The sequence below is a fragment of the Ruegeria sp. AL11 genome, from assembly GCF_056540865.1.
Map to the genome: position 1 here is coordinate 225419 of NZ_JBQFXO010000005.1, position 18695 is coordinate 244113.

Genomic DNA, 18695 nt, shown 5'->3' on the forward strand with positions numbered 1-18695 from the left:
AGGATTACAGCATGATTGAGAAACGACAACAGGCCCTACTGCGGGAAATATCAGACGCCAAAGGCCATGAACTGCGGTTCAGAGCGCTTCACTTTTTGGTCGGGATTTACAACCCGCAGTCGGAAGCCCAACTTGGCGCGTTGTCAGCAACCCTTGCGGAGTTAACAGGTCCAACCGACCTCAAACCACTGGAGAGCGTTCTTAAGGCTTGTGAGAACTTAATCAGTGCATACACGCCTGAAGGTGACGCCCTGCAAACTCTGAAGCCCGAGAATGCGGAACTGGCCTTGGATACAACCGTCAACCTGATTTTGCCGCACCTCCACTGGCTGCACACCAAAGGCGGACAGTTCACACCGGAAACCTCCAACCCTTTGGTCGCTATCGCGTTGTCTGGTGTGAAAACAATCGGTGAAGGCAGGCCAATAATTCAGTGTGGATACTGCCACCGCTACATCGTCCCCAAGCGGTCGTCAGCCGCTTGGTGCGGCCCCAGCTGCAAGTCTGGCGCACAATATCGGAGGAACCGGGATGGCTAGTATCGAACGCACGAAGACAAAATCAGGCAAGCCACGTTGGCGGGTGAAGTCGGAAAAGACACTGCCTGACGGTAGCCGGGTTCACGCGCCTAGCAAGACGTTTGACACATATGCTGAAGCCAAGTACGAACTTGCGAGGCGGCAGCTACAAGGCGGAACCACAGCCAAGGGCACATTGGGTAAATATCTGCGGGACTGGATAGTCAACCAAGAAACTATGGGCCTGATTCGCCCGGTCACAGCCGCCAAGTACCAACCCATCATCGCGGACATAGACCGACACATCGGCAGGGTCAAACTGGCGAAGGTTGACACACAAGACGTTCAGTTCTGGCTTTCGGCGATGAAGCAGCGCGGGGTGGCGAACAGCAGTTTGCGTACCTACAAGGCGGTGTTGTCAAAGGCACTGTCAGACGCAATTGAACTTAAGCTGATTGCCCACAACCCCTGCTCTGCAGCCAAGGTTGCTGGTGACGATGACAAAGCAGAGCGCGTGGTGCCGCCTCTTGAGCAGATGCGCGAGTTTTTGAAACTGACAGACCTCACCAAGCACGGGCCTCTGTTTCGGCTGGCAGCGGCCACAGGCATGAGGCGGGCAGAACTGTGTGGGTTGACATGGGACAACGTTGATTTTGAGCGCCAAGAACTTCAGGTTCGGCAGGTGGTCACAAACGTTAGCGGCAAGGGACTTGTTGTCGGGCCACCAAAGACGAAGGCGGCAAAGCGGACAATCCCACTTTCTTCCACCGCTCTGCAGCTTCTCCGAGAGGCGAAAATACGCGGCGGTGGGGCCAGCTATGTATTCCCGGGTGAAGGCTCCTCTCCGCGCTCTCCAAGCTCGGTTTCAAGTGCCGGGAAACGCGTCAAGCACGAACTCGGTCTGCCCGCCAACTTTTCTCCGGTCCACGGTTGTCGCCACCTGTTCGCGACCAACGCGCTGCGCGCCGGGGTCAACCCGCGCACACTTCAACAACTTTTGGGGCACAGCAAAATTGAGGAAACCTTGATGTACGTTAAACCGGACGACGAGGACCGTCGGGAAGCTGTTCAGGCACTAGACGGGATGGTGTAGGCACTCCAGGCCTAAAGCCTGAACAACCAGAGAACAACGGCGGGCAAACGGCGGGGAAAAGCGGAGAACCTTACAGCCTTTACCCTAATTAATAACTACTAACGAATACAACAGTATTGTTATTAAATAAGACTAGCCCCTAGCATCGTTAGGCAATGTCTTAGACGCCTTATCACCGCAAAGACGTCACAACCCTCCGTAGGGCCTCGACCGTTGGCAATTCCGGATCTCGTGTCAGGGTCGCGAGGCAGATCGGTTTGCTTACGACCGGGTCGATCAAGGGCAGCACTTTGGTCCCCTTCAGATCGCCCAGAGATCGCAGCAGAACACGCGGAACCACAGTGGCCGCCAACCCTTCGCGCGCCATCACCATCGAGGCGGTAAAGCCGCTGGTTTCGGCCACCACATCCGGGTGCAGCCCCTGATCCAGAAAGATCCGATCCAGAATACGCCGGTTCTGCATTTGCGGCACCAGCAGGCTGAGGGGGAATTCAGCGACCTTGGCCCAAGGGATCGGGCCGGTATCCTCGACCATATGCGCAGGGGTCAGGAGGACATAAGTTTCCTCGTAAAGAGGCTGTACCTGCCGCAAATCGGTGCCGATGCTGTCGCCATAGGTCACGCCCGCATCCAGGCTGCCTTCGTCCAGCCGATGCTGAATGGCCGAGGCCGACATGGTCTCGATCCGGGTTACGATCCGCGGATGCGCTTTACGCAAATGTTTCGTCAGTCGTCCGGTAAAGGCGATGGCGGTCGGGATCACACCCAGCATCAACGTGCCGGTAATCTCGCCCTTTGCAGCCTGCACCTGCTGCTCCAACGCCTTGGCATCATCCAGAATGCGCCGCGCCCGCAGGACGATCATCTCACCCTCTTCGGTCAGGCCCTGAAACCGATTGGCACGTCGGACAATCGAGACACCCAACCGGTCCTCAAGATTGCGGATGCGCATCGAGAAGGCTGGCTGAGAAATCCCGCACTCCTCAGCCGCTTTGGCAAAATGCCGATGCCGCGCAAGCGCGCTGAGGAGTTGGAGGTCTCGGATTTCGATCATGCGCTGGTCGTCCACTTTGAGGCTCGAGGTCGCTCAAGCCGTTGTAGCCTAAAGAAAGAGCGCCGTCTGCTCGTCCGTCGATAGGGACGGAATTGCGTTGTTGTCGCGCAGGTTCACCGAGACTTATATTGAAAAGGATTGCAAATTGGCGAGGTTCAAAATGGAAGCCAAAGACCTTTTTCAACAGGTGTTTGACGGGTACGTTCAAAGTTACCGGTCCAAGGATGCAGCAGGATGTGCATCATACTTCACGGACAATGCGGAACTCTATTCGCCTTATGGCCCCGCAGCTATCGGTCGGCCAGCAATCGAGACGACGCATGAGGAGTGGGTTGAAGAAGAAGGCGAGGACAAAGCAATCGAGGTCCTGCACGCGGATGCTGAAGGCCGCTTTGGCTGGTGTCTCGCTCGCTTTAGTGAAGGAAGTGCCGCCAGCGGCACATCCCTAAACGTTTTGTATCAACAGGCAGATGGTAAGTGGTTGATCGCCCAGTGCAGCTTGAACGAAGCGCTTTGAAAACCTACCGTGACCTACTGACTTACGTGTTGAAAAGGAAGTGCATCACATCGCCATCTTTGACGATGTAGCCCTTGCCCTCAGCCCGCATCTTGCCAGCTTCCTTGGCGCCCTGCTCGCCATTGGCGGCGATGTAGTCGTCATAGGCGATGGTCTCGGCGCGGATGAAGCCTTTCTCGAAATCCCCATGGATGACGCCCGCGGCCTGCGGCGCTGCGGTGCCGGTGCGGATAGTCCAAGCGCGGGCCTCTTTCGGGCCGACAGTGAAATAGGTTTCCAGCTTGAGCAGGTCGTAACCGGCGCGGATCAGACGATCGAGGCCAGGTTCCTCCAGACCCATCTCGCTTAGGAACATCTCAGCCTCGTCCTCTTCCAACAGGCTGATCTCTTCTTCGATCTTGGCGCTGATGATGACGTGCGCGTTCCCCTGCGCGGCGGCCATTTCGGCCACCTTGGCGGAGTACTCGTTGCCCTCGGCGGCTTCTTCTTCGGACACGTTGCAGACGTAAAGCACAGGCTTTGTTGTCAGAAGCTGTAGCATCTTCCACGCTTTGGCGTCTTCGTCCGAGACCTCAACAAGACACGCGGGCTTGCCGTTTTCCAGCATCTCCTGCGCCTCGGCCAGCAAACGGTCCTGTTGCTGCGCCTCTTTGTCATTGCCCTTCAGCTTGCGCACCAGATTGGCGCGGCGCTTTTCGATGCTTTCCAGATCGGCCAGCATCAGCTCGGTCTCGATCGTGTCGGCATCGGCCACCGGGTCAACTCGGCCGTCTACATGGGTCACATCGCCGTCTTCGAAACAGCGCAGCACATGGGCGATAGCGTCGGTCTCACGGATATTTGCCAGAAACTGGTTGCCCAGCCCTTCACCTTTCGAGGCCCCTTTTACCAGACCAGCGATATCCACAAAGGTCATCCGTGTCGGGATGATCTGCTTCGAGGCCGCGATCGCCGCCAACTTGTCCAACCTGTCATCAGGAACGGCCACGTCGCCCACATTGGGTTCGATGGTGCAGAACGGGAAATTCGCGGCCTGGGCGGCTGCGGTTTTGGTCAGCGCGTTGAAGAGGGTCGACTTGCCCACATTCGGCAAACCCACGATTCCCATTTTAAAGCCCATGACGGTCTCCTGATGCTTTTCGCGGCTGCTTCTAGGCGGGTCAGCGTGAATGCGCAAGCCAATGTGGCCGGAGAGCGCCCTTCACCCTCACGCTGGATTCACGGATTTGTTCCCCTGTTGTGTTCGCGGGCGCATTGAAAAGAGGCCATTGGAATAAGCACGTGAAAAGGAACATCGAAGACCAAACGGAAATGTTCCTATGAAGAAACTCCTCGCTTTTTCGGCTGTTCTGGCCATCAGCGCCGGCATGGCGCATGCCCAGTCCATTATTCTAGGGGCTGGTTTCGCAGATTTCTCGGACAGCGACTCGGACGATCATGCGCTTATCGCTCTGGAATACCAGCACCGTCCGTTTCATCAGGCCACCCGGTTCAGCGTTGGGTGGGGCGCAGCCCTTTCGATCGACGAAGCGGGCGATACCCATATCGGCGCGGGTCTGGTTGGCCTCTATTCTCTAAACGACCGCTGGTTTCTGGAAGGCAGCGTTTTGCCAGGCTACTTTTCCGAAGCCGACGAGCTGAACGATCTGGGTGGCAGCTTTCAGATCCGCAGTCTTCTTGGGGTGGGTTACACACTGGACAATGGCAACAAGGTGTCGCTGGCGATCACCCACAAATCCAACGCCAGCACGCAAGAGGATAATCCGGGCGTCAACGCCCTGCTTTTCCGCTATCACTTCGCGTTCTGAGGCTTTGCAGCTCAGGCGGGATTGATTTTCGGCAAAACTTTCTGCACATCAGGTCCGAACCTGACTGCAAGGACATGCCATGACCCGTATCGACGCCAAGTTTGCCGCTCTGAAAGCCGAGGGGAAAAAGGCCTTTGTCGCCTATGTGATGGCAGGCGACCCAGACTATGAGACCTCGCTTGAGGTCGTCAAAGGGCTGCCCGGCGCGGGGGTGGATGTGATCGAGCTTGGCCTGCCCTTTACCGACCCGATGGCGGATGGGCCGACGATCCAACTTGCAGGTCAGCGTGCCTTGGATGGCGGCATGACCCTGCAACGCACGCTGGATCTGGCGCGCGCGTTTCGGGAAACCGATGACACGACCCCGATTGTTCTGATGGGCTACTACAATCCGATCTACAACCGTGGCGTCGATGCGTTTCTGGAAGAGGCCAAAGCTGCGGGCATCGACGGCTTAATCGTCGTCGACCTGCCGCCCGAAGAAGACGAGGAGCTTTGCCTGCCCGCCCAAGCCGCGGGTCTGAACTTCATCCGCCTCGCGACGCCAACCACCGACGACAAACGCTTGCCCCGCGTGCTGCAGAACACCTCGGGCTTTGTTTACTACGTCTCGATCACCGGAATCACCGGAGCGGCGGAGGCGCAGGCCACCAATGTCGGCCCCGAGGTCGCCCGGATCAAATCCGCCACCGAGCTTCCGGTCATTGTTGGCTTTGGCATCAACACACCCGAGAAATCGCAGGCCATCGCCTCAGTCGCGGATGGGGCGGTTGTTGGGTCGGCCATCGTCAGCCAGATCGGCGCGGGCAAGCCAGTGGCCGAGGTTCTGGATTTCGTGAAGTCCCTCGCGGATGGTGCCCATTCTGCGTAAGCCTCGACGATCAGGTTGCTTTTGAGACGCGGCTGACCTGGAACAGCCGCGTTTTTTGATTGCGCGATAGCGTTGCGAAACTGCCCTCTGGCCGGTTACACAGTTCGGGTCAACTCAAGGAAGGTTCCCGAACATGCCCGTGATTACGACGATTGAAGACCTGCGCCGGATCTACGAACGCCGTGTGCCGCGCATGTTCTACGACTATGCGGAAAGCGGCAGTTGGACCGAGCAGACCTTTCGCGAAAACAGCTCGGATTTCGAGAAAATCCGCCTGCGCCAAAGGGTGGCAGTGGATATGGCAGGCCGGTCAACCGCATCGCAGATGATTGGTGAGGACGTGACGCTTCCGGTCGCACTTGCCCCTGTCGGGCTGACCGGCATGCAACACGCGGACGGGGAAATGAAGGCAGCCAAAGCTGCCGAGGAATTCGGCGTGCCCTTCACTCTTTCCACAATGTCGATCAACTCGATCGAAGATGTGGCGGAATACACCACCAAGCCGTTCTGGTTCCAGCTCTACACCATGAAGGATGAAGACTATGTCAGCCGCCTGATCCAGCGGGCCAAGGATGCCAAGTGCTCCGCACTGGTGATTACGCTGGATTTGCAGATTCTTGGTCAACGCCACAAAGACCTGAAGAACGGCCTTTCTGCCCCACCGAAACTCACACCTAAAACCATCGCCAACCTGATGACGAAATGGTCGTGGGGGATCGAGATGCTGCGAGCCAAGCGGCGCGAGTTTGGCAACATCGTCGGTCATGTCGAAGGTATCTCCGACGCCTCATCCTTAGGCGCGTGGACGGCTGAGCAATTCGATCCCAGCCTCGACTGGACAAAGGTCGAAAAGCTGATGGAGCAATGGGGCGGCAAAGTGATCCTGAAAGGCATACTCGACGCCGAAGATGCCAAGATGGCGGCCAAACTCGGCGCGGACGCTATCATTGTGTCGAATCACGGCGGCCGGCAACTGGACGGTGCGCTGAGTTCGATCCGCATGCTGCCCGAGATCATGGACGCTGTCGGCGGAGATGTCGAAGTGCATCTGGACAGCGGCATCCGCTCGGGTCAGGACGTCCTAAAGGCTTTGGCACTGGGGGCAAAGGGCACCTATATCGGCCGCGCTTTCGTCTACGGGCTAGGCGCAATGGGTCAATCTGGCGTGACGACCGCCTTGGACGTCATTCAGAAGGAGCTTGATACCACGATGGCCCTGTGCGGCGAGCGCAATGTCGCAGATCTGGGCCGCCACAACCTGCTTGTGCCCGAAGATTTCGGCGGGCGCTGGCAAAGCTGAGCCGGCACAGGGGGCGCTGCCCCCGCCGCGCCTGAAGGGGCGACTCCCCCGAGGTATTGTTGAACAGAAGAAGCAACGGGCGCTTCGCATCTTCTTCTGTTTGAAAATACCTCGGAGCGCGAGGCAGAGCCTCGCAAATTACTGCTTTCCAAACCGTAAGAAACAAGCTAAGGACGCGGCTTCACGCGGGCATACAGCCTTGGAGGATGCCCGCCCTAACATTGGAGAATATATCATGGCTGGAGAGATTCCTGATCTCGTAGCTCTGGAACGGACGGGGACAGGCAAGGGCGCCGCTCGTCAGACCCGCCGCGAAGGCATGGTTCCGGGCGTTGTTTTTGGTGGCGACAAAGATCCGCTGGCAATCAAGATCCCGTTCAACGAACTGTTCAAGCGCCTGAAAGCAGGTCGTTTCAAGTCGACCCTGTGGAACCTGAAGGTTGAAGGCCACGAAGACGTACGCGTCATCTGCCGCGACGTACAGCGTGACGTCGTCAAAGACCTGCCGACCCACCTGGATCTGATGCGCCTGCGTCGGACCACCAAGATCGCGCTGTTCATCCCGGTTGAATTCGTCAACGAAGAAGCAGCCCCCGGCATCAAGAAGGGCGGCGTTCTGACCGTTGTTCGCCCGGAAGTCGAACTGATGTGCACCGCTGGCGACATTCCTGAGAAGATCACCGTTGATCTGACAGGCATGGAGATCAACGACGTTGTCACCATCTCGTCGGTTGACCTGCCCGCAGGCACCAAGCCGACCATCGACCGTGACTTTGTGATCGCCAACGTTTCGGCACCGACCGGTCTGTCGACCAGCGACGACGAAGACGGCGAAGAAGTGGCCGCGGACGAAGTAGAAGTCGTCGGCCAGGAAGAAGCTGAAGAATAAATCCGAATTCGAATTGTCGGATTGTGAAACGGGGCCCAACATCGGGCCCCGTTTTCTTTTGCCATCGGACTGGAAAACGGATGCCATTTCATGCCATCACCCCTCTGCGCTGAAGGCATGCGAAAGAGGATTGTGGCATGAAGCTATTTGTCGGATTGGGGAACCCGGGATCGAAATATGCCCACAACCGGCACAATATCGGCTTCATGGCGCTGGACCGGATTGCCGATGATCATGGTATTGGCCCATGGAAATCCAAGTTTCAGGCCGAGATTGCCGAGGGGCGTCTTGGGCACGAAAAGGTGCTTCTGATCAAGCCGCAGACCTTCATGAATCGCTCGGGTCAATCCGTGGGCGAGGCGATGCGGTTCTACAAGCTCGACTCAACCGACGTGACCGTTTTCCACGACGAGCTGGACCTTGCGCCTGGCAAAGTGCGGGTCAAGGCGGGCGGTGGTCATGCAGGGCATAATGGGCTGCGATCCATTCATGAGCATATCAGTCCGGCCTATGATCGGGTGCGTTTGGGCATCGGGCATCCCGGACGGAAAGAGATGGTCTCGCCCTATGTTCTGGGTGACTTTGCCAAAGCCGATGGGGACTGGCTGGAAGACGTACTGCGCGGCGTTGCAGACGGCGCGGGCCATCTTGCGGATGGTGACGGCGGCAAGTTCATGAATGCGGTGGCTTTGCGTACTGCGCCGCCCCGCTCTTCCACCTCGCCAAAGCCCGAAAAATCGGCCCCAAAACCTGAGGCGAAGCCTGTGCCCGAAGAAGACAACCGCTCGGCCATGCAAAAGCTGTTGGACAAGTTCAAATAGCCTACGCCCTTGGTGCCGTAAGGTCTTGATTGCGGAATGCGGCGTCTCGCGCTCCTATACCAACCGAGAGGGAGGCATTTCATGAAAGCTCTGTTCAAATGGGTGTTGCGGATCACTCTGGCATTGGTCCTGGCCGCAGTGGTTGTCGGCGTCTGGAAACGCGAAGAAATTCAACGTCTATTGGCCGTGAACTCTTTGTTTTCCGACGAGAAGATCGTCCAGAATTTCTCTCACATGGATGAGGCTTTCCTGACCGCCAATCTGCCCCGAGGCAACGGCCCAACGTGGGAGCTGCCTTACGGCCCCGGCTTTGACTTGCCCGAAGGGACCGATGACTGGATTGAGGATCGCGCGGTCACCTCACTTCTGGTGATGCAGGACGGTCAGATCCGGTTCGAGGAATATTATCTGGGGACAGGTCCCGACGATCGTCGCATCTCCTGGTCGGTGGCCAAAAGCTATCTTTCGGCGCTTCTGGGGATTCTGCTGGACGAAGGCGCGATCACATCGCTTGATGATCCGGTGGTGAAATACGCGCCCAACCTGACCGGCAGCGCCTATGAGACCGCCTCCATCCGCAATGTGCTGAACATGGCCAGCGGGGTGGTCTTTGACGAGGACTATTTTGACCCGAACTCTGACATCAACCGAATGGGTCGCGTACTGGCCCTTGGCGGTGAGTTGGATGATTTCACCATCGCGCTACAGGACAGCTTCATCGAACCCGGAGAGAGCTGGCAGTATGTGTCGATCGACACCCATGTCATCGGCATGGTGATCCGGGGGGCCACCGGGCGCAGCGTCACGGAGCTGATGACCGAGAAAATCGTGCAGCCCCTGGGGCTGGAACGTGACGGCTACTATGTCACCGACGGGGCTGGCGTGGCTTTTGTACTGGGTGGTCTGAATTTCACCACGCGCGATTTTGCGCGCTTCGGCCAGGTGATCCTACAGGGCGGAGAGCATGACGGCGAACAGCTGGTGCCCGCAGAGTGGATCAAGGAATCGACCTGGCCCAGCGCCCCGACCGAGCCAGGAAAGATCGGCTACGGCTATCAGTGGTGGATTCCCGTTGGCGCGCATGAAGGAGAATTTCTGGCCCGCGGGGTCTATGGGCAATATATGTATTTCGACCAGCCTCGTGGCGTTCTGATCATGACAACCGGTGCGGATCGCAAATTCCGTGATCCGGGCGTCAACGAACAGAATGTCGAAATGTTCCGCAGTATCGCGCAAAGCCTGTAAGGTGAGCCTTATGCAGAAAGAAGACAGCATCAATGTTCTCGGCGGGGTTCTGGCCGATTGCTCGAAAGACCCTTTGACCGGGTTCTTCCGCGACGGGGTCTGCAACACCTGCATCGAGGATCAGGGCAGCCACACCGTCTGCGCCGTCATGACGGCTGAGTTTCTGGCCTATTCGAAATACGTTGGCAACGACCTCAGCACCCCTCTGCCAGAGTTCAACTTTCCGGGCCTCAACCCCGGGGACAGCTGGTGTCTCTGTGCCGGTCGTTTCCTTCAGGCGCATGACGAAGGCTGTGCGCCAAAGGTGCATCTTGAGGCCACGCATCAGCGGGCGCTTGAGATCGTGCCGCTGGACATCCTGCGCCAACACGCAGCGCGCGCCAATTGACGGCGGGCGGGGAATGCTCTCTATAACAGCAGTCAGCCAAAGTTTCGTTTCGCCAGCCTGAAGCACGACAGAATGGGGAAAGCCATGAGCTTTATCGCTATGAACCGTTTCCAGGTCCTGCCCGGCAGTGAAGCCGATTTTGAAAACGTCTGGAAGGAACGCCAGAGCCGTCTGAACGAGCTGAAAGGGTTTCAGGAATTCCGCCTGCTCAAAGGGCCCGAAGGCGACGGATATCGCCTGTATTCCAGCCATGTGATCTGGGACAGCCGCGCAGATTTCGAAGCCTGGACCAAGTCGGAACAGTTCCGCGACGCGCATAAGAATGCAGGCAACAGCAAGACCCAAACCGCCCTTATGGGCCCACCGCAGTTCGAAGGATTCGAAACCGTCCTGCAAGAGGGCTAAAGAAAAACCGGCCCTTTCCGGGGGCCGGTTCCATCCGCTTGACCGAATGTTAGTCCGCCGTGCGGCCTTCGGTGTCCGACATGTCGAAGTTCAGGTATTTTGCGACGGTCTGCACGTCCTTGTCACCGCGTCCGCACATATTCATGCAGATCAGGTGATCCTTGGGCAGATCAGGCGCGATCTTCATCACATGGGCCAGCGCGTGGCTGGGCTCCAGCGCCGGGATGATGCCTTCGGTGGCACAGCACAGTTGGAAAGCCTCAAGCGCCTCTTTGTCAGTGATGGCGACATAGTTCGCACGACCGATATCGTTCAGCCAGGAATGCTCGGGCCCGATGCCCGGATAGTCGAGACCAGCCGAGATCGAATAGCCTTCCAATATCTGGCCGTCATCGTCCTGCAGCAGATAGGTCCGGTTGCCATGCAGCACGCCCGGACGACCACCGGTCAGCGAAGCGCAATGCTCCATCTTCTCGTTCACGCCCTTGCCGCCCGCTTCGACGCCGACGATGTTGACCTCTTTGTCGTCGAGGAACGGGTAGAACAAGCCCATCGCGTTTGAGCCACCGCCAATGGCAGCGATGATCGTGTCGGGCAGACGGCCCTCGGCCTTCATCATCTGCTCTTTGGCTTCCTTACCGATGATCGACTGGAAGTCGCGCACCATAGCCGGGTACGGGTGCGGACCAGCCACGGTGCCGATGCAGTAGAACGTGTCGCGCACATTGGTCACCCAGTCGCGCAACGCGTCGTTCATCGCGTCCTTCAGCGTTCCACGGCCCGAAGTCACCGGAATCACCTCAGCCCCCAGCAGACGCATGCGGAACACGTTCGGCGCCTGACGCTGCACGTCATGCGCGCCCATATAGACGATACATTCCAGGCCGAACTTGGCGCAGACGGTGGCCGTGGCCACACCATGCTGCCCTGCCCCGGTTTCCGCGATGATCCGGGTCTTGCCCATACGGCGTGCCAGAATGATCTGGCCCAACACGTTGTTGATCTTGTGTGCACCGGTATGGTTCAGCTCATCGCGTTTCAGATAAATCTTGGCACCACCCAGATGCTGGGTCAGCCGTTCTGCGTAATAAAGCGGCGAGGGGCGCCCGACATAGTTCGCCCACAGGTCGTCCATCTCGGCCCAAAACGTCGGATCGTCCTTGGCTTTGTCATATTCCTCTTCCAGCGACAGGATCAGCGGCATCAGCGTCTCACTGACAAAACGCCCGCCGAAAATGCCAAAACGCCCCTGTTCGTCAGGGCCGGACATGAAGGAATTGAAAAGATCGTTGGCCATGGAAGTCTCCCGCGTCGTATCCGTTGTTCATAGGAGGTAGCGGCAGGTTTTGCCATGGGCAAAACGCCTCATTCAGCAGCCAGGGTATGATGCCGCCAAAGTTCAAGCGCTTGCTCAGTCGTTGGGACCCCTATGCAAGGGAAATGGTGGAACTGGTTCACATCTGCCAAACGGCTCGCCTCCTGCATCAGGCGACGGTGCGGGCCTGATTGGGCGAAGGTCAGCATCGCCTCGATATCGTGCCAGACGCTGAGCGAGAAATAGAGACCGTCTTGACGGAAAGTCGCCGCATGCAGGCATAGCGGATCGCCCCGCGCTTGCCGCAAGGCCTGCCCTGCTCGCCAGAAAAACTCTGGCGCGTTGTACCAGTGTTTCAGAGAAACGCCGCCTATTGCCGCCAGCATGTTTTGTACCCCTCCGTCGAGAGGTACGGCGCGAATACGAGATCAGATCACTGCGTCGCGTCGATAAATGCCTTCATTAGGGCGGCATCTTTAACTCCCGGCGCGCTTTCGACGCCGGATGCGACATCAACCTGACGCGCGCCCGTCATACGGATCGCCTCGGCCACATTGTCAGGGGTCAGGCCACCGGCCAGCATCCACGGCTTGCGCCAGTATTTGCGCCCCGCCAGCAGACGCCAGTCAAAAGCCAAGCCGTTGCCTCCGGGCAGAACAGCATTCTTTGGCGGCTTGGCGTCAATCAGCAGCTGATCCGCCACGTCACTAAACGCATCAATGGTGGCAAGGTCAGCCTCATCGGCCACCCCGATCACCTTCATCACCGGCAAACCATACCGGTCCTTGATCTGCTGCACGCGTTCAATCGACTCGCCCCCGTGCAGTTGCAAGATATCGAACGGAGCGTTCTGCGTGATGTCGTCCAGCACCTCATCCGAGGCATTCACCACCAACGCCACCTTGGCCACGCCCGCCGGCACATGGGTCGCCAACTCGGCGGCCTGCTGCGGCGAGACATAGCGGGGGGATTTGGCGAAGAAGTTGAACCCCAGATACCGCGCGCCTGCATCAACAGCAGCGCGCACGTGATCAGGGGCGGTCAAACCGCAGATTTTGACAGACACATCAGGCATTGCTTTGGCTCAGCTTGCCTCATCCAGAATGGCGAGAACCTCGTCCTTGCCTTCATTCTGCTTCTTCTTGAGCTTCTTGACCTCGCGCTCAAGCTTGCGCACTTCGCCTTTTTTGACGGTCGCATCGCGACGATGCTTATGCTCGCGCATCCATTCCCACAGGAACCCGATGACCAGACCGGCCACAACGCCGCCCAGCACCACCAGAAACAGCGGTAGCGAGGTAGACAGGTTGAAACCCAGCAGCTCGGCCAGAGGGTCGGGCATCAGCTTGAGTTCAACGGATTCTACGTTGGCAAGGGAGACCGAGACCAAGATGATCCCCAGTGCCCCCAGAAAAGCATATCGAATGTAGCGCATCATAAGGTCAGGCTTTACCGTTCAATCGGTCCCTAAGCAACTTACCCGTCTTGAAAAACGGCACACATTTTTCTTCGACCTGCACAGTTTCGCCGGTGCGCGGATTGCGACCCACGCGGGCGTCGCGCTTTTTCACCGAGAACGCGCCAAATCCGCGCAGCTCAACCCGGTCGCCCCGCGACATCGCGTCTGTGACTTCCTCGAAAACTGTATTCACAATCCGCTCGACATCGCGTTGATACAAATGCGGGTTTTCATCAGCAATTTTTTGAATCAATTCAGAACGGATCATGCGCGCTACCCTCCCAGGCGACCGGTTTACCATCTCTAGTGTTCTGGACAGTATAGAAAAAAACCCGGTTCGGGGGAACGTAAACTCTGTGTGTTGTAGCTGCTATTTCGGGCAAACTCGCATGATTTTTAGCTTGAACACCCAAAATCCCGTTCATGCACATAGTATGTACATTTTAGCGCCCAATTTGGGAACTTGTTGATTCGCAACAAAAACGGCCCCGCACACATGTACGGGGCCGTTGATTTGTATCGGGTCAGAGACCGGGTTTAGTCGCCGGATTTCAGCGCTGCACCCAGGATATCGCCCAGCGATGCGCCTGAGTCGGAGGAACCGTACTGTTCCACGGCCTCTTTCTCTTCGGCGATCTCGCGTGCCTTGATCGACAGGCCCAGACGGCGGGTCTTGCTGTCGACGTTGGTAACGCGGACGTCGACCTTGTCGCCGGTGTTGAAGCGCTCAGGGCGCTGCTCAGCACGATCACGCGACAGGTCCGAACGACGGATGAACGACTTCATGCCTTCGTATTCGACCTCGATGCCGCCATCTTCGATCGCGGTGACTTCAACGGTGATGACCGAGCCACGCTTCACGCCGCCTACGGCTTCGGCGAACTTGTCACCGCCCAGGGCTTTGATCGACAGCGAGATACGCTCTTTCTCAACGTCAACTTCCGAGACAACGGCCGAAACCATATCGCCTTTGCGGTAGTTCTGGATCGCATCCTCGCCACGCTCGTCCCAGGACAGGTCCGACAGGTGAACCATGCCGTCGATGTCGCCTTCGAGGCCAATGAACAGACCAAATTCGGTGATGTTCTTGACTTCGCCTTCGACCTCGGTGCCCTCGGGGTGAGTTTCTGCAAACACTTCCCATGGGTTGCGCTGAGTCTGCTTCAGGCCCAGAGACACGCGACGCTTGGCGCCGTCGATTTCCAGGACCATGACGTCGACTTCCTGGCTGGTCGAAACGATCTTGCCGGGGTGGACGTTTTTCTTGGTCCAGGACATCTCGGAGACGTGCACCAGACCTTCGACACCAGCTTCCAGCTCGACGAACGCGCCGTAGTCGGTGATGTTGGTGACGCGACCCTGATGGACCGAACCCAGCGGATACTTGGCAGCAACCAGATCCCACGGATCTTCCTGCAGTTGCTTCATGCCCAGGCTGATGCGGTGGGTCTCTTTGTTGATCTTGATGACCTGAACCTTGATGGTTTCGCCGATCGTCAGGATCTCGGACGGGTGGTTCACACGGCGCCATGCCATGTCGGTGACGTGCAACAAGCCGTCAACGCCACCCAAGTCAACAAATGCACCGTATTCGGTGATGTTCTTGACAACACCCTCGACGGTCTGACCTTCGGACAGGTTGCCGATGACTTCGGCACGCTGTTCGGCACGCGATTCTTCCAGGATAGCGCGGCGCGACACAACGATGTTGCCACGACGACGGTCCATTTTCAGGATCTGGAACGGCTGCTTCAGACCCATCAGCGGGCCAGCGTCGCGCACGGGGCGAACGTCAACCTGCGAGCCGGGAAGGAACGCAACTGCGCCACCCAGATCGACGGTGAAGCCACCTTTGACGCGACCGAAGATTGCACCTTCGACGCGCTGGTCGTCGGCATATGCTTTTTCCAGACGGTCCCACGCCTCTTCACGGCGGGCCATCTCACGCGAGATGACAGCTTCGCCACGGGCGTTTTCTGCGGCGCGCAGGTAAACTTCGACCTCGTCACCAACAGCGATTTCAGGGGCTTCGCCGGGATTTGCGAATTCTTTCAGATCAACGCGGCCTTCCATTTTATAGCCTACGTCGATGATGGCTTGGCCGGCTTCGATCGCCAGAACCTTACCTTTGACAACAGAACCCTCTTCGGGTGTGTCCATTTCGAAGCTTTCATTCAGGAGGGCTTCGAATTCCTCCATGGATGCGTTAGCCATGTGGCGTTGTTTTCCTTTACATACGTTTTTGCTGGCCGAGCGGTTGTTTCCGCCGGTCTTGTTTCATGATGTCTTAGGGCGTGACCCGGTGCGCATCTGACTACACAAACACAAAGGGCCGAGGTAACCCGGCCCTGCTCAGATACGTCATCCGGACGTTAACCGCCCTTGTTCAGACAGCGCGCGTATAGGCTGTTTCAGCCAGATACGCAAGGGCAAAGCCTAAATCGCGGCACCGCAACGGGTGTCGAAGATTACTTTGCCCAATCCTATGCGCCCTAGAACAATTGCAGGTCCTTCGCACCGCTTTGGATTTCGGCCAGGTTCGGCATGTTCTGCACCACAACAGGAGTCGGCTTTGCGCCCGGCATGGCCACAGTAGGCTTCACTGCAGCCGCCTTGCCAAAAGCTGGCTTCTTCAACTCACCCCGAATATCGCGCAGAAGCGTTTTGTGATCCGGCATTGTTTGCAGAATCTCATTGAGATGCATGCGCGCGCCCTTCCACCAGTGGAACCAGATCGGTTTTTTCAACGGACGCAGTCGATCACGGATGCCTTCGCCATAGCCCGTATCATAGACCTGTTTGCCCAGCAGAACCGTTTGATAGACGCGGTGATCGAATAGGGATACGAACTCGATATCATGCTCCATCGGCAAGCGATGCTGCCAGAGTTCAAGGTTCTCGGCCAACCTGTCAGGCAGTTTCATTTCGGTCCGCGCGTCGATCCAGTATTGGTCATCGGTGCGGTTACCAAGGCGGTAGTGCAAACAGATAAACTCCAAAACTTCGTTGTAGAGCTTGTCCATCTGCCGGTTGTAGCGCGTCCGCAAGGCCGGTTCGATGTCCTGCGTCGGCAGATGCTCGGCAAACCAGCGCACGGCATGGTCGATCATGTGAATCGCGGTGCTTTCCAACGGCTCGATGAACCCGCCAGATAGGCCGATCGCCACGCAGTTCTTGACCCACGCGTTTCGCACGCGCCCAACGCGCATCGGGATCACGCGCGGCGTCAGACCCTTGCCGCTGTCGCCCAGCCACTCAAGATATTCATCTGCTGCCTGATCATCCGTCCGGTGCGCAGACGAAAACACATAGCCCGTGCCGACTCGGTTGAAGAGTGGCACGCGCCATGTCCACCCCGCCCCAAGCGCGGTTGAGCGGGTCAGGCTTTCAATCTTTTCCGGATCCGGATGTTCAATCTGCAACGCCATGGCCCGGTCATTCGGCAGATAGTCCGAGTAATCCATGAAGGGTTCACCCAGAGCCTGATTGATGATCAGACCACGGAACCCTGTGCAGTCAATGACCATTTCAATGTCATGACGGCCTTTGCGCTCGAGCATCAGGTGACTGACATTGCCCTGCTCATCCAGCTCGACCGATTGCACCTCATCCTGAATATGCTCAACACCGCGCTTGGTGCAGACCTTGGTCAGCATGCCCGCGAACTTCACGGCGTCCAGGTGATACGCGTAACCAAAGCGCTGCTCGAATTCCGGTGCCCCCAAGGGCCGAGCGCCCTTGCACATCCGACCCAGATCATCATGCGGCGAAATGGACTGGGTGAAATCCCGATCCCCGTTGCCAAAACGCAGGAAATACTCGGCCGTCTCCAACCCCTCCAGCATCTGACCATGGGCAAACGGGTTCACATAGTCGATGCGATTGCCCTTGGCGTCCTTGTTCCAATTGCAGAACTTCACGCCCAGCTTGAATGAGGCATTGGTTTCGCGAAAGAAGTCCCGCTCGGAAATACCCGCCTGCCTGAGTGTGACCGGCATTCTGGGAACGGTTGCCTCGCCCACACCGACGGTCGATATATTGGGGCTTTCGATCAGGCAGATACGTGGGCGATCCTTGGGCGCGGAGGTGCGCGACAGCACCATCTCCAAAATCAACGCGGTCATCCAGCCCGCGGTCCCACCACCCACGATGGTGATTTTGCGCAAACGTTTGGTCATGTTTGTCTGTCCCTGTTGGCTTAGGGAATTTTGTGGCCACTTCCCCCTTTTTTGGAGGTTTCCGGCGGCCTTCCCTTTATTGCTTGTGTGGGGAGCATAACAGTTTTGTTACATCTGGCTAGGGCCCTGTCGATGTGGCTATTTTACCCTTCTTGAGCAGATACTTAATGGGTTTCACTTGGTCTTTTGGCCCCAAATTGATAGCGCCAAAAATCCGGCAACGCCGAGCTGTGTCAAATTGAAACGCGGTCACATTCCGATTTCAGATTTCCTCGCCCTTTTTCAAAAGATCGTCGATCAGCGCACGCTGCAGATCGCCGCTGTCACCCCCTCCGAACTCAGCCGCTCCGCCCGAATACAGAGTGCCATAAGTGTTTGCGATGTTCACCGTCTGCGCTAGGCCCGAGATCAGCTGATCCTTTTTCAGCGGCGACAGCGGGTGGATGAACACGGCCCACAGGGTTCCGTTGGCAATCGCATAGCGCGCGTCCAGCGTGCTGTCGAAATTGGCCTGCATCATCCGTTGCAGATCCTCCACAGACAGATCCGCCGTGCTGCTGATGGGCACCATGGCGCGCATTCGATCGGCCACGACATCGGTGATCACCAGAACCGGCACATCCGCAATGGTGATCTGGAACCCCGGCCCGTTGGGCTGCGTTTCCGGATCAAGCGCAAAAAGAATCCTGCCCAACCGCTCATACGTCATCGGAGGCTCGCCCTCAGGCACGGGCGGTTCGTCCTGTTGCGCGCTCACGCTGCCAGCGATGAGGAACAAAATCAAAGCTAGTCGGATCATGAGGCCACTCCCATAGTTGCCCCCTTACCTTAGAA

The 18695-nt window shown here is 57.7% G+C and carries 21 protein-coding genes; 11 read left to right on the plus strand and 10 right to left on the minus strand.

The genetic code is table 11. From position 1 onward, the window contains the following. The first annotated feature begins 11 nt into the window (after window positions 1–11). The gene (locus ACR0IP_RS10285) at window positions 12–539 is read left to right on the plus strand and encodes a hypothetical protein (RefSeq protein WP_480525373.1); all 528 of its coding nucleotides are present in this window, start codon (window positions 12–14) and stop codon (window positions 537–539) included. Next, on the plus strand, window positions 532–1611 hold the full coding sequence (locus tag ACR0IP_RS10290) for a tyrosine-type recombinase/integrase (RefSeq protein ID WP_480525375.1): 1080 nt from the start codon (window positions 532–534) through the stop codon (window positions 1609–1611). The genes ACR0IP_RS10285 and ACR0IP_RS10290 overlap by 8 nt, the downstream gene beginning before the upstream one ends. 172 nt (window positions 1612–1783) lie before the next feature. Here the strand turns inward: ACR0IP_RS10290 and ACR0IP_RS10295 are convergent, their stop codons facing one another. Further along, on the minus strand, window positions 1784–2665 hold the full coding sequence (locus ACR0IP_RS10295; protein ID WP_480525377.1) for a LysR family transcriptional regulator: 882 nt from the start codon (window positions 2663–2665) through the stop codon (window positions 1784–1786). Window positions 2666–2825: 160 nt separating this feature from the next. On the opposite strand from ACR0IP_RS10295, the gene ACR0IP_RS10300 reads away from it, so the two are divergent. Next, window positions 2826–3182 carry a YybH family protein gene (locus ACR0IP_RS10300; protein WP_480525379.1) on the plus strand — a complete coding sequence of 119 codons (357 nt, stop codon included), beginning with the start codon at window positions 2826–2828 and terminating at the stop codon, window positions 3180–3182. Window positions 3183–3204: 22 nt separating this feature from the next. Here the strand turns inward: ACR0IP_RS10300 and ychF are convergent, their stop codons facing one another. Further along, window positions 3205–4302, minus strand: coding sequence for a redox-regulated ATPase YchF (gene ychF, locus ACR0IP_RS10305; RefSeq protein ID WP_480525381.1), 1098 nt, complete (start codon window positions 4300–4302; stop codon window positions 3205–3207). 199 nt (window positions 4303–4501) lie between these two features. Here ychF and ACR0IP_RS10310 point away from each other — a divergent pair, with 199 nt between their 5' ends. The 8 genes from ACR0IP_RS10310 to hmuQ all read left to right on the plus strand — a co-directional run bounded on the left by ACR0IP_RS10310 (window position 4502) and on the right by hmuQ (window position 10909). Further along, window positions 4502–4990, plus strand: coding sequence for an acyloxyacyl hydrolase (locus ACR0IP_RS10310; protein ID WP_170691081.1), 489 nt, complete (start codon window positions 4502–4504; stop codon window positions 4988–4990). Between the two features lie 79 nt (window positions 4991–5069). After that, window positions 5070–5861 carry a tryptophan synthase subunit alpha gene (gene trpA / locus ACR0IP_RS10315; RefSeq protein ID WP_170377728.1) on the plus strand — a complete coding sequence of 264 codons (792 nt, stop codon included), beginning with the start codon at window positions 5070–5072 and terminating at the stop codon, window positions 5859–5861. Window positions 5862–5994: 133 nt separating this feature from the next. Continuing rightward, window positions 5995–7161 carry an alpha-hydroxy acid oxidase gene (locus tag ACR0IP_RS10320; RefSeq protein WP_170377726.1) on the plus strand — a complete coding sequence of 389 codons (1167 nt, stop codon included), beginning with the start codon at window positions 5995–5997 and terminating at the stop codon, window positions 7159–7161. Window positions 7162–7396: 235 nt separating this feature from the next. Beyond that, window positions 7397–8050 carry a 50S ribosomal protein L25/general stress protein Ctc gene (locus ACR0IP_RS10325; RefSeq protein ID WP_170377725.1) on the plus strand — a complete coding sequence of 218 codons (654 nt, stop codon included), beginning with the start codon at window positions 7397–7399 and terminating at the stop codon, window positions 8048–8050. A gap of 137 nt (window positions 8051–8187) precedes the next feature. After that, window positions 8188–8871, plus strand: a complete 684-nt coding sequence (gene pth, locus ACR0IP_RS10330) for an aminoacyl-tRNA hydrolase (protein ID WP_170659904.1) — start codon at window positions 8188–8190, stop codon at window positions 8869–8871. An 81-nt stretch (window positions 8872–8952) separates the two neighbouring features. Then, a complete protein-coding gene (locus ACR0IP_RS10335; protein WP_480525384.1) occupies window positions 8953–10116 on the plus strand; it encodes a serine hydrolase domain-containing protein in 1164 nt (387 codons plus the stop codon). 10 nt (window positions 10117–10126) lie between these two features. Then, complete coding sequence (locus tag ACR0IP_RS10340) at window positions 10127–10504, plus strand: DUF2237 family protein (RefSeq protein WP_480525386.1); 378 nt, start codon at window positions 10127–10129, stop codon at window positions 10502–10504. 84 nt (window positions 10505–10588) lie between these two features. Further along, window positions 10589–10909: a heme-degrading protein HmuQ gene (hmuQ, locus tag ACR0IP_RS10345; RefSeq protein ID WP_170640471.1), complete on the plus strand. Its 321-nt coding sequence runs from the start codon at window positions 10589–10591 to the stop codon at window positions 10907–10909. A gap of 49 nt (window positions 10910–10958) precedes the next feature. Here hmuQ and trpB read toward each other — a convergent pair whose 3' ends face one another. The 8 genes from trpB to ACR0IP_RS10385 all read right to left on the minus strand — a co-directional run bounded on the left by trpB (window position 10959) and on the right by ACR0IP_RS10385 (window position 18660). Continuing rightward, window positions 10959–12206 (minus strand): tryptophan synthase subunit beta, encoded by a 1248-nt coding sequence (trpB, locus tag ACR0IP_RS10350; RefSeq protein ID WP_170640473.1) that lies wholly within the window; start codon window positions 12204–12206, stop codon window positions 10959–10961. Window positions 12207–12274: 68 nt separating this feature from the next. After that, on the minus strand, window positions 12275–12610 hold the full coding sequence (locus tag ACR0IP_RS10355) for a DUF3291 domain-containing protein (protein WP_170640475.1): 336 nt from the start codon (window positions 12608–12610) through the stop codon (window positions 12275–12277). Between the two features lie 47 nt (window positions 12611–12657). Beyond that, window positions 12658–13299, minus strand: a complete 642-nt coding sequence (locus ACR0IP_RS10360; RefSeq protein ID WP_170377711.1) for a phosphoribosylanthranilate isomerase — start codon at window positions 13297–13299, stop codon at window positions 12658–12660. A gap of 9 nt (window positions 13300–13308) precedes the next feature. Continuing rightward, window positions 13309–13659 (minus strand): lipopolysaccharide assembly protein LapA domain-containing protein, encoded by a 351-nt coding sequence (locus ACR0IP_RS10365; protein WP_170378121.1) that lies wholly within the window; start codon window positions 13657–13659, stop codon window positions 13309–13311. Between the two features lie 7 nt (window positions 13660–13666). Further along, a complete protein-coding gene (ihfB, locus tag ACR0IP_RS10370; RefSeq protein WP_008758048.1) occupies window positions 13667–13951 on the minus strand; it encodes an integration host factor subunit beta in 285 nt (94 codons plus the stop codon). Window positions 13952–14220: 269 nt separating this feature from the next. Beyond that, window positions 14221–15897: a 30S ribosomal protein S1 gene (rpsA, locus tag ACR0IP_RS10375; RefSeq protein ID WP_170377709.1), complete on the minus strand. Its 1677-nt coding sequence runs from the start codon at window positions 15895–15897 to the stop codon at window positions 14221–14223. Window positions 15898–16175: 278 nt separating this feature from the next. Next, window positions 16176–17861: a tryptophan halogenase family protein gene (locus ACR0IP_RS10380; protein WP_170377706.1), complete on the minus strand. Its 1686-nt coding sequence runs from the start codon at window positions 17859–17861 to the stop codon at window positions 16176–16178. Between the two features lie 262 nt (window positions 17862–18123). Continuing rightward, entirely contained in the window at window positions 18124–18660 is a 537-nt protein-coding gene (locus ACR0IP_RS10385; protein WP_480525389.1) for a hypothetical protein, read from the minus strand. Between the last annotated feature and the right edge of the window lie 35 nt (window positions 18661–18695).